Below are 11035 nucleotides of genomic sequence, written 5' to 3'. Positions count from 1 at the left end.
AAATCCTCGTAATACGCAAGTATTACTTGCGGTTTTCTCCTTGAAATCGCCTCCTTTGGACCAAAAATCCGGCATTTCCTCTATTTTCAAACAAGCCCTAGTCTATTTATATCGTGTTTCCCGTGTTCGTCAGAACATATTATACCACAAAGCGGCGGGGTTGAAAAGTCTTTTGTTGACAGGGGGAGGCTTGGGGCTTTATGGACAGACCAGACAGCAGTTTTGGGGCGGAGCACTGCTTTGGGCTGGGGCTCTGCCCGTTTGTTATGGGGGCGGCTGGCCTGGGGAGGAGCCCGGTTTTTCTGCGCCAGCCGCTTTGCGGTAGGCCAGGGGCGTCATCTGGTACTTCTTTCGGAAGGCCCGGGTGAAATAGGAGTGGTTGTGAAAGCCGCAGTTCTCAGCCACGTCGACCACCCGGTAGGCGGTTCCGGCCAGCTGTCCGGCTGCCAGCTCCAGGCGGTAGTCGATCAGGTAGGCGTGGAAGCTCTTGCCGGTAAAGTCTTTGAACAGCTTCATGAAGTAGCTCTCGGAAAAGCCGCAGCGGCCGCCTCCTGTACGGTGGTGTGCTGGTCGTAGTGGCTTTGAACATAGTAGAGGGCTTTTTTCAGGCGGCTGTAGGCAAGGAGGCTGCGGCTGTCCTCCTGGACGGGGGAGCTGTGCTGGGTCATGGCGTGGAGAATGAGGAACAGCCCTGACTTGACCATCAGCTCGCAGCTTGTGCTGCTCTCCTCCCGGTGGGCGATCAGGGACCGGATGCAGGGCGCGACGGCCTGGCAGAAGGGGGAGCCGGCCGGGTGAAGGCTTTTCATGGTCCGCTGGCCGGTGACAAAGGGGAGGGCGTATTTCTCGTAGCAGGGCTCGCCCTGTGGGCCCATAAGGAGGGAGGGGGCGAAAATGATGTTGAAATAGGACCCCCTTGCCGGGCCGGCCTGCTGGATGGAGTGGACCGCCTGAGGCAGGACCACCAGCAGGTCCCCGGCATGGAGAGCATAGGTCTGGCCCCATACAGAGGCCTGAACGCTTCCGCTGTCGCAGTAGATCAGCTCAAAGCTTTCGTGCCAGTGCAGGGGAAAGGAGGGCATCCATTCGGGAATGCGGCCGTGGTAGACGCTGTAGGGGAAGGCGGGGCTTCCGTGTATTTTGGTTTCGTGCAGGTTGGTGTGGTCCATAGACAGCCCTCTCGAAAAATAGGATTGTGTTAAAATGACAGGAAGATACTGCAAGAATTATACCGCCGGAGGGAGTAAAATGCAAGAGGAGCCTGCTTTGGGCTTTGGGCCTGGGGTTGGGCGGAGCATAAAAAGCAAAGGAGCGGAAAATATGGAGTTTGCGGCGATCAGACATTTTGAAGACAAGCGCTACTGCTATGCCCTGGAAAAGGGCCGCTTTCTTATCCGGCTGGAAACAAAGCGGGGGGACTTGGCCAGGGCGCGCCTACATACCCAGGAGAAATACCTGCCTGCCAGCCTTACCAAACAGACCCATGAGATGACCCTGGCCTGCACAGACCGGTACAGAGACTATTATGAGGCGGTTGTAGACATTGACGTGGTTTGTCTGCGGTACTTTTTTGAGATGGAGGACGCTGAGGGCCAGACGCTGTATTTTGGCGGCCACGGCTTTTATAGCCAGCCCATTCAGGATGCGGGGCTGATGTTCGACTGCCCTCAGCCGCTGCGGGAGGAGGAGCGGTTTCTTTTGCCCGGCTGGGCCAGAAACAAGGTGGTCTATCAGATTTTTCCCTCCCGGTTCGCCACAGACAAGGAGGTCTCCGACGGGGTCTGGTATCAGGCCCCTATTGGCCATGCCGCCAGCCTGCAGGGCTCTCTGCGGGGCGTGATTCAGCGGCTGGACTATCTGCGGGAGCTGGGGGTGGACATTCTGTATATGACGCCGGTGTTCCAGTCCAAGTCCAGCCACAAATATGATATTGACGACTATTATACCATCGATCCCTCCTTTGGCACAAAGGAGGACCTGAAGGAGCTGGTCCGCGGGGCCCACGACCGGGGAATGTATGTGGTGCTGGACGGGGTGTTCAATCACAGCTCCACAGACTTTTTCGCCTTTCGGGACCTGAAGGAGAAGGGAAGCCAGTCGGAATACCGGAGCTGGTACTATGCCGGCCATTTCCCTCTCACTGCTAAGCAAGGAGAAAAGCCCAGCTACAAAACCTTCGGCTATGCGGGGGGAATGCCAAAGCTGAACCTGCAGAACCAGGCGACGGCGGATTTTGTGATTGATGTGTCGGCCTACTGGATCAGGGAGTGCGACATTGACGGCTGGCGGCTGGATGTGGCGGACGAGATCAGCCACAGCTTCTGGAAGCGGTTCCGGCGGGAGATCAAGGCGGTGAAGCCGGAGGCTCTCATTGTGGGGGAGATTTGGCACTTTGCAGGAGATTTTCTCGAAGGGGACGAGTGGGACAGTGTGATGAACTACCCCTTCCGGGACGGGGTACGGGAGCTGATTGCCGGGGAGGACGGACGGCCCTCGGCGTTTTTGGAGGAGCTGGGATTTCTTCGGGGAAACCTGCACCGGGAGCTGGAAGGGTATCTGTGGAACTTTATCGACACTCATGACACGGCGAGATTTTTCCACACCGTGGGGCAGGACCCGAGGAAGCAGCGTCTGGCCGCGGCCCTTCAGCTGCTTTTGCCGGGAATGCCCATGATCTACTACGGCGACGAGGTGGGAATGGACGGGGGCGATGACCCGGACTGCCGCCGGGGTATGTTGTGGGACCCGGCCCGGCAGGACCGGGACATGCTGGCCTGGTATCAGAGGCTGATCCGGCTGCGGCGGCAGGCCCCTGTGCTGACCGAGGGAGAGCTGCTGTGCCGGCAGGGAGAGGACGCCCAGGGGCTGCTCATCATGAAACGCCAGCTGGGCGGACAGTGCGCCACCCTGGTCTTTCATGCAAAGGAGGGGGACGTCTCCCTGCCGGAGCTTCGGGGGAAGCGGGAGCTGATCTCTGGCAAGGCTTTCTCCGGGACGCTGGGGGGCTATGAGACGGCGGTGCTGGTGGACGAGGAGAAGAATAAAACGCCTTAGCCGGCTGACCTCGGGCGGTAAACCAACAGTCGGTAGGCAGAGAGCCGGGTTTGTGGTATTGTTATAAAAAAAGAGGGGAGTGGAGCCTATGAACATGACAAAAACAGGCAAACTGATCACCCGGCTGCGGTTGGGCCTGGGCCTGACTCAGGTCCAGCTGGCACAGCGGCTGGATGTGACGGACAAGGCTGTGTCAAAATGGGAGAGGGGAAAGAGCCTGCCGGACATTGCCCTGCTGAACCGCCTGGCGGCGGAGCTGCGGGTGAGTGTGGTGGAGATTTTAAGCGGCGAGCTTTTGAATGTGGCCCGCAGCAGCAACCTGGACGGAGCAGGGGAATGCGGGGAGGAGGCGCAGGAGAGCAGGCCCTGTTCGCTGGCGTTTTCGCCCCCGGGTGAGCTGATGGTGCCGGCCTGGCTGTTTGGCAGCAATCTGGAGCACACCCGGTCCTGCCTGCACACAGGCCTGTCGGCCCAGATGCTGCGCAACCGGAAGTTTGCGGGAAAGCCCCTGGCCTGCAGCGGCTGCGCGATGGAGTGGTATCCCGTGGGAGAGCGGGCGGTTTTTACCTTTGACACGCCCTACACCCGCCACGGAGAGGGCTACCGCATGAACCGAATTTTAGAGTGCAATTCCCTGCGTATTCTGAACCCCTGCCCGGGAGAGCGGGCAGGGCTGGGGCAGCATGGGCTGGCCCTTCAGCAGGGGAGGGCGTATCTGTTCGCCCTGGTGGCGCGGGCAGGAGAAGGGCTTTCTCTCTCGGCAGCGTTGACAGACCGAAGCGGCAGGACGGTCTACGACTGCCGGACCGTCCTGGTGGAGGCAGGGGACTGGACCCGCTATGAGGTCGAGCTGGTCCCCAATGCCGCTGACCCGGACGGGGATCTCCGTATTTTCTGGGAGGGAGAGGGCGCGGTGTGCCTGGGAGCCCTCTCCCTGATGCCAAAGGACCATTTCCGGGGGATGCGCCGGGACGTGGTGGAGGCCATGAAGGAGATCGGGATCAGTGTGCTGCGCTGGCCGGGTGGCAACTTTGCCGGAGAGTATAACTGGATGGACGGCCTGCTGCCTGTGGACATGCGGGCGCCCCTGCAGTCGTATTTGGGCTTGGAGACCCAGCCCCACACCATGGGGTATGACTATGACGAGATTAACACCGACGACTTTGTGGCCTTGTGCAGGGAGATTGGCGCGGAGCCTTTTATCACCATCAACCCCTGCTGGAACACGCCGGAGGAAAACGCCGCCTGGGTGGAGTATTGCAATGGCGGCAGTTCCACCAAATACGGACGGCTTAGAGCGGAGCGGGGACATGAGGAGCCCTACCATGTACAGCTGTGGTCTTTGGGTAACGAATTCGGCTACGGCCATATGGAGGGGGACAACACGCCTGGGGGCTACTGCCAGACCGCCCTGGAAAACGGCAGGAAAATGCTGGAAGCCTCGCCCAACCTGAGCCTGTGCTCCTCCGGACCATACCCCAGCAAGGAGTGGGCCGAGCTGTCGGCCCGGCCTCTTTCCAGCATTGCCCAGCTGGTCTCTCAACATTACTATGGGTACGCCCCCTGCTACACCAGTCTTGCGGCCACAGAGCAGGAGTATGACCGGTGCATTGCATCTGTGTCGCGGATGCGGGCGTTGATTCGCCAGTGTCGGCAGTGGCTGGAGCCCAATGTGCGGATCTCGCTGGACGAGTGGAATGTGTGGTACGCCTGGTACCGGCCCTCCAGCGTGACCGACGGGGTGTATGCCGCGCTGGCCATGCACCTGCTGATTGAGGAGGCGGAGAAAAGCGGGATTGCCGTGGCCTGCCATTTTCAGGCTGTAAACGAGGGCCTGCTGTGGGTGGGGCCCCAGGAAGTCTCTATGACCGCCCAGGGGCAGGTGTTCTCCCTGATGCAGCGTCACAGAGGAAACCGGCTGTGCTCCGCCTCTCAGGAGGCGGTGGTCACCAGCAGCCCGGAGGGGGAGATTGCCGCCACGGTGGTGAACGCCTCCTTTCGCAGAGAGAAAACCGTGGACATTTCCTCCTTCGGCCCCTGCCGGGAGGCGGCGCTTTATTTCAGCGCAACCGTGCTGCCGCCCTCGGTTTTTGAGATAAAGGATGTGCTGGACCAGGTCCAAGCGGACCGAACTCTCACCATGCCGCCGCACAGCGTGCTGTTTTTGCGGTTTTAGGGGGATGCGTGAGCAATACGCCCAGCCTTGCCGATCAGATTCTGTTTGCCCGGGCTTGGTTTTGCTTTTATGCCGGCTCCTTCATGGGAACCAGTGGCGGAATCGGGCGATAGAACAAAAAGTTTGAACGGATATTGATTTAGCTCGTTTTACCCCAGTGGGTTTAAGGGTGTAATAGCTTTGTGTTAAAAACGGGCCAGGGCCTCCCAGGGTGGTGCTGGGCCCAAAAAGAAAGGGTGCGATGCAAATGTCAGCAAAAGCGGCCGGTGAAAAACTGGACAGAAAAGAAATCCTGTTGTCTGCCTGGCGGCGGATTGTCCGCAACTGGGGGCTCTATCTGCTGCTGCTTCCCGCAGTAGTGCTGTTGTTTATGTTCACATACATCCCCATGTATGGCATTCAGATCGCCTTTAAGGACTTTGCCCCTAAAACGGGCATTGAGGGCAGCCCGTGGGTGGGGCTGCAGCATTTTCAGACCTTCTTTAACTCATTTCAGGTAAAATCGCTGTTTACCAACACCATCTCTCTGAGCCTTTACAGCCTGATTGCCGGGTTCCCCTTCCCCATCTTCCTGGCCCTGGCCATGAACCAGATTCGGGTAAAGCGCTTTAAGCAGACCTTGCAGGTGGCCACCTATCTGCCCCACTTCATCTCCACGGTGGTCATGGTGGGGATGCTGCTGGTGTGGCTCTCGCCCAGCAACGGCCTTTACGGGAATATCGCAAAGCTCTTTGGCGTCCAGGAGCCGCCCAATATTCTGGGCATGGCAGGGGCCTATCAGAGCATCTATGTGTGGAGCGACGTGTGGCAGCACGCGGGCTGGGACAGCATTATCTACATAGCGGCGTTGGCCTCGGTGGACCCGGCCCTGTATGAGGCGGCCACTGTGGACGGCGCGGGAAAATGGCAGAAGATCAAGTATATCGACGTTCCCTTTTTGCTGCCCACGGCAGTGATTCTGCTGATTATGCGGGCCGGAAGCATTATGAACGTGGGCTTTGAAAAGGTCTATCTGATGCAGAACCCCCTGAACAGCATGGTCAGCGAGGTAATTGCCACCTATGTGTACAAAATCGGCATTATCAGCAACCAATACAGCCTCTCGGCGGCTGTGGGCCTGTTCAACAATGTCATCAACTTTATCCTGCTTTTGCTGGTGAACCAGGCCTCCCGAAAAATGAGCGACACCAGCCTGTTTTAACCGGGCAGATTATTTTCCATACCACAGGAGGGATTTCTATGGCAAGCCTGGGCTCCATCAAACGCCAGGTAACTCGGAACGACCTGATGTTCAACATTGTTCTCTATGGAATAAGCGCCTTTATTCTGCTTATTGTGGTTTACCCTTTGTGCTTTATTATTATCGCGTCCTTCAGCAACCCCACGGAGGTGGCCAACGGCCATGTCTGGTTTGTTCCCAGCCAGTTTACGGTGGACGGCTATAAAGAGATCATGCGCCATGGGGAGCTGTGGATGGGATACCGGAACACCATCGTCTATACCGCTCTGGGTACGGTCATCGGCCTTGCGGTCAACATTCCCGCCGCATACGCTCTGTCCCGCAAGGATCTGGTGGGGCGCAGGCTCTTTACCCTTTACTTTGTGTTCACCATGTTCTTTGGCGGCGGCCTGATCCCCACCTATTTCACCATCCGCAATTTCGGCCTTTACGACACGATCTGGGTCATGGTGCTGCCCTTCTCGGTGGCAGTGTACCACATTATCATTGCCCGGACCTTTTTTGACAGCAGCCTGCCCCAGGGCATTTTTGACGCGGCCCAGATTGACGGCTGCGGCAACCTGCGTTTTTTCTTCCAGATTGCGCTGCCCCTGTCCAAAGCGGTGCTGGCGGTGATTGCCCTTTACACGGCAGTGGGCCAGTGGAACGCCTATTTTAACGCGTTGGTGTATATCCGCTCAGAGGAGCTGAAGCCCCTGCAGCTGGTGGTGCGCAATATCCTCATCACCAACCAGGCCATGGCCGGCACCGGCGACGGCCTGGCCGCTCAGGAGGCCAGGCGGCTCTCGGAGCTGATGAAATACGCGGTGATCATCATCAGCACCGTGCCGATCATGTGCGTCTACCCCTTTGTGCAGAAGTATTTCAGCCAGGGCGTGATGATCGGCGCCATCAAGGGGTAAAAGCTGTGACTTCCCGGCCAGAAGGAAAGCGGCCGGCGTCAAATAAATTATTGTACTTGAAAGGAGCAGAAAATCATGAAGCAGAATTGGAAAAAAGTGCTCAGCCTGGCGCTGGCCCTCTGCCTGCTGGCCTCTCTGTTTGGGGCCTGCGGCAGCAAGGACGGAGATGGGGCTTCCAGCAACGCTGCCAACAGCGGGGAGGCCGCCCCGGCGGAGGAGGACGCCAACTTCAACCCCACGGGCTTTCCCATTGTCAACGAGCCTGTTACGCTGACCTTTCTGTATGTAAAGGGCGCGGGCCTGCGGGACCTGAACGAGAACAGCATGTTTCAGGAGATGGAGAAGACCACCAATGTGCACATCGACTGGCAATATGCCGGCGATGCGGACTGGGGCGAGCAGAAGTCTCTGCTGCTGGCAGGCGGCGACCTGCCCGACGTGTTCTTTGGCAACAACAGCCTGGGTGATGCGGATATCCTGACCAACCTGGACATGTTTGTGCCTTTGGAGGACTACATTGAGGAATACTGCCCCAACATCAAGGCGGCCTATGCGGCAGAGCCCCTTATGCGTAAGATGATCACCCAGCCCGACGGGCACATCTACACCCTGTCCAGCAAGCTGCCCCTGCGGCCCAAGGCCTGCGACGTGTTGTATATCAACCAGAAGTGGCTGGACAACCTGAACCTGGATACGCCCACCACCGTGGACGAGTGGTATGAGGTGCTCAAGGCATTCAAGGAGCAGGACGCCAACGGCAACGGCGACCCCAACGACGAGATCCCCTTCGGCGGCTGCGGCAAGGGAGACATGTGCGGACACTGGATTAAGTTTATCACCCCCTGGGGCCTTGCGGAAAGCATGGAAGGAAACTATTTGGCTCTGGACCAGAAGACCGGAGAGCCCATTTTCATCCCCGCCGACGAGCGCTACAAGGAAGCGGTGCAGTTCTTTGAGAAGCTGTACGCCGAGGGCATTATGGACCCGGAGTACTTTACCCAGGAGGGCAGCCAGGCCGACGCCAAGCTGAAGAATGAGGAGATCACCTTGGTTGGTACCAACATTGCTTGGGAGGTGGCCGCAGACACCAACCCCCACTCCGACGAATATGTACCCTTGCTGCCCCTGGCCGGCCCCCGGGGCGACCGGTTGACTCGTGCCAACGACGGCGTCATCATCTACCGCCGCAACGAGTTCACCGTGACCACCGCCTGCGAGCATCCCGAGATCGCCATGCGCTGGGCCGACTATTACTCCTCTGACGACATCTCCATCCAGTCCTACTGGGGCCCCTTCGGAGAGGCTTTGGAGAAGCAGGACGACGGCACCATCACCTTCCTGGATCCCCCCGAGGGCAAAAACGGCGATGTCTGGTACTGGGAGATCACCTGCCGGGACTACGGCCCCAAGTATGTCACCCCCGAGACCGAGGCGAAGATCAAGCTGCCCCCGGACAGCGGCGACGGCGCCAAGCTGGCCGTTGACGAGGTCTACAAGGATTATGCGGCAAAGCCCTTCCCCGTGGTGAACTACACCCCTGAGCAGATGAACGAGATTTCCAGGCTTACCGCAGACATTTACAAGTACGTCAACGAGTGCTGGGCCAACTGGATTGTGAACGGCGGCATTGAAGAGGACTGGGACGGCTATATTGCCCAGCTGAAGCAGATGGGCCTGGACCGGCTGATGGAAATCTATCAGGAGGCGTTGGACGCCTATAACGCCGAGTGAGAAGGCGCGATAGCGCTTTTTGGGTCGGCTGAATGAAACAAAAAGAGCCTGGATGGCATGTCCGGGCTCTTTCCTGTGAAAAAAACAGCTGGCAAAGGAGGGGGCTTGGCGGCTGCCGCTTTCTCAGAGCAAAAGGCGTGCTCTTTCAGCGGGAGAGAAAGAGCTCGTGTTGGATAGAGCACAGTTTGCCAGAACCCATGAAGCTTTCCATCCGCTTGGAGAGGGCCAATGGTTTGCGGGGCAAAAGAGAAATGCTTCGCGGTTTGGGGGCTTCTCCCTGTGTTCGGTAGAACGCATTTTGTCATAACACAGTATATCAATAGTGTTCCTGCAAAATTCAAAGGGCGGGGGATAAAAGGGGGACGCACTGGGGGCGGAGGGTCACAAGAAGAAAAAAGAGAGATCTGTGCTTTTACTCTGTTCAGACCCGCTCCTGATCCTGTATAATAAGAAGAATAACAAGAGACAAGCCACCTGGAAGGAGGTCGTTTTTGATGGAGTATCTGGCAAACCTGACCACGCTGCCCCACATCAGCTTTCTCAACCGGTTCACCCCCAAAGGGGAGTGGGTCCATTTTCGCCGCCGGAACGGGGAGTTCATCCTCTACTATCTGATTGACGGGGCCATGCACCTGCGGGAGGATACCCAGGAGTTCTCTCTGGGACCGGGGGATGTGGTTCTGCTGCACCCGGGCATGGTGCATGAGGGCACAAGGCCTGCTTTGTGCGACTACTATTTCGTCCACTTCAGCAACCTGAGCCTGCTGCCGTTTTCTGCCGGGAAATTTCTTGCCCCGGGGTGCGTTCCGGGATATATGGAGGACGGCGCGTCGAGATTTGACATGCAGAGCTGCCTACTGCCCAAGCTGGCCCACATGGAGAGCCCCGAGGCCCGGGCGCAGCTGGCCGGGTATTTTGAGGAGGCGCTGGCAGCCCGGGGGGCCTCTCAGAATTATCAGACCCTTTGGGCCTGCAAGCTGCTTGAGATTTTGATTGCCGTGTCCCAGAACAGCGTACCGGACGCTTTGGCAAAGCAGAGCAGCCAGATGCCCGCCCGGACCCTGCACCGCTTGGAGGAGCTGACGGTTTATCTCAACCGCCACTATGGAGATAAGATTACCGGAAAGCAGCTGGAATCCATGATAGGAATGAATTTTGATTATCTGAACCGGATTTTTCACCGGGTAAACGGCCGGTCGATTTTTCAGTATCTCACCTGGGTGCGGATCAACCGGGCCAAGGAGCTGCTGGCCACCACAGACATGAAGCTGTGGGAGATTGCCGCGGAAACCGGGTTTTCGGACCAATTCTATTTCAGCCGCCAGTTTAAAAAGCATACGGGTGTGCCGCCGGCCTTTTACGCCAAAGGCCATGTCCGCTGAAAGAGGGCAAAGAGGCAGGCTATGCCGGCAGAAGTCGGAAATGTCCAAAAAGATGGCTGTATTCTTCATTCCTTTTGTGCGGACTCCACGGTATAATGGAGGGGAGCCTGGAAGGGCCGGAGGCTTTTTTCAGGTAGAGGGAAAAAACGGAAAGGAGACATCCTATGCCAGTCAATGTAACAGTATGGAACGAATATCTGCACGAGGTGCAGTTCCCCGAGGTGGCGGAGGTTTATCCCCAGGGAATTCACGGCTGCATCGCCGGTTTTTTGCGTGAGGCGGGCATGAACGCCCGCACCGCCACCCTGAATGAGCCGGAGCACGGCCTGACCCAGGAGGTTTTGGACAATACCGACGTGCTGATTTGGTGGGGGCACATGGCCCACCACCAGGTGGCGGACGAGATTGTGGAGCGGGTGTATAACCGGGTGCTGGGGGGCATGGGCCTGATCGTGCTGCACTCGGGCCACGCCTCCAAAATTTTCCGCAAGGTCTGCGGCACAGACACCTGGAACCGGAAGTGGCGGGAGGACGGCGAAAAGGAGATTTT

The 11035-nt window shown here is 58.1% G+C and carries 9 protein-coding genes; 7 read left to right on the top strand and 2 right to left on the bottom strand.

The annotated features are described in order from the left end of the window. Window positions 1-264: 264 nt before the first annotated feature. Both ACTO5E_RS08255 and ACTO5E_RS08250 read right to left on the bottom strand, forming a co-directional pair. The gene (locus ACTO5E_RS08255; protein ID WP_482302937.1) at window positions 265-516 is read right to left on the bottom strand and encodes a helix-turn-helix transcriptional regulator; all 252 of its coding nucleotides are present in this window, start codon (window positions 514-516) and stop codon (window positions 265-267) included. Then, window positions 513-1169, bottom strand: a complete 657-nt coding sequence (locus ACTO5E_RS08250; RefSeq protein WP_482302936.1) for an AraC family ligand binding domain-containing protein — start codon at window positions 1167-1169, stop codon at window positions 513-515. Before ACTO5E_RS08250 ends, ACTO5E_RS08255 begins: the two co-directional genes overlap by 4 nt. Window positions 1170-1320: 151 nt before the next feature. On the opposite strand from ACTO5E_RS08250, the gene ACTO5E_RS08245 reads away from it, so the two are divergent. From ACTO5E_RS08245 to ACTO5E_RS08215, 7 genes are all read left to right on the top strand, one after another. After that, a complete protein-coding gene (locus tag ACTO5E_RS08245; RefSeq protein WP_482302935.1) occupies window positions 1321-3054 on the top strand; it encodes an alpha amylase N-terminal ig-like domain-containing protein in 1734 nt (577 codons plus the stop codon). 88 nt (window positions 3055-3142) lie between these two features. Continuing rightward, window positions 3143-5230, top strand: coding sequence for a helix-turn-helix domain-containing protein (locus ACTO5E_RS08240; protein ID WP_482302934.1), 2088 nt, complete (start codon window positions 3143-3145; stop codon window positions 5228-5230). A 247-nt stretch (window positions 5231-5477) separates the two neighbouring features. Then, window positions 5478-6431, top strand: a complete 954-nt coding sequence (locus ACTO5E_RS08235; RefSeq protein WP_482302933.1) for an ABC transporter permease — start codon at window positions 5478-5480, stop codon at window positions 6429-6431. Window positions 6432-6469: 38 nt separating this feature from the next. Next, a complete protein-coding gene (locus tag ACTO5E_RS08230) occupies window positions 6470-7372 on the top strand; it encodes a carbohydrate ABC transporter permease (protein WP_482302932.1) in 903 nt (300 codons plus the stop codon). A gap of 75 nt (window positions 7373-7447) precedes the next feature. Further along, window positions 7448-9103: an extracellular solute-binding protein gene (locus ACTO5E_RS08225; RefSeq protein ID WP_482302931.1), complete on the top strand. Its 1656-nt coding sequence runs from the start codon at window positions 7448-7450 to the stop codon at window positions 9101-9103. A 494-nt stretch (window positions 9104-9597) separates the two neighbouring features. After that, window positions 9598-10485: a helix-turn-helix transcriptional regulator gene (locus ACTO5E_RS08220; RefSeq protein WP_482302930.1), complete on the top strand. Its 888-nt coding sequence runs from the start codon at window positions 9598-9600 to the stop codon at window positions 10483-10485. A gap of 164 nt (window positions 10486-10649) precedes the next feature. Beyond that, window positions 10650-11035 (top strand): ThuA domain-containing protein (locus ACTO5E_RS08215; RefSeq protein WP_482302929.1); only part of this gene is annotated, 386 nt, incomplete at its 3' end.

It is taken from the genome of Acutalibacter sp., from assembly GCF_056800975.1.
This window is presented reverse-complemented; position numbering and strand designations above follow the sequence as displayed.